General features: G+C 61.0%; 1 protein-coding gene. It reads right to left on the minus strand.

Annotated features, from left to right (window positions below):
* Positions 1–417 (minus strand): transposase family protein (locus CXQ94_RS24230; protein WP_181034392.1); only part of this gene is annotated, 417 nt, incomplete at its 3' end.
* Positions 418–500: the final 83 nt, after the last annotated feature.

The following is a 500-nucleotide window of genomic DNA, read 5'->3' on the forward strand; positions in this document are numbered from 1 at the left end:
GGCTTGCAGGCGGCGCTTGTCGAGCGTCTTGAGGGTGTGCCAGTGCAGGCCGGTGAGCTGGCTGACGTGGCTGATCGGCAGCAGCCGCAGCAAGCTTTCGAGCCAGACCTGTAACCGCCGGGTCAGGCGAGATGCAGGCTCCAGCCAGTCGATCCGCTCGGTCACCCGACCACAGTTCAGGCAATCGACTCGGCGCACGGGTAGTTGAAGCAAGACGCGCTGATCGAACAGATCACGATCGCGCACCAGACGAATTCGGCGCTCGTGAATCAACGGACTGAGCTGACCACAACGCCCGCACTTGGGCACTGAACCGGCTTGAGGCTCGAGCTCAATCAGAAGGGAGTTGTTGGCGGATGAACGGCAGGCAACGGCGTCATAGCCTGGCCAGAACGAGGCAAGATCAATAGGATGCACGGCGACAGCAGGGACAGGTGAAGGGTGTGTTTGGCGACTGCCAATTTACCTGCTTCCCTGACTGTCAACTCGCTCTTCCCCCA

Source organism: Arthrobacter sp. GMC3 (assembly GCF_002929305.1).
GTDB lineage: Bacteria > Actinomycetota > Actinomycetes > Actinomycetales > Micrococcaceae > Specibacter.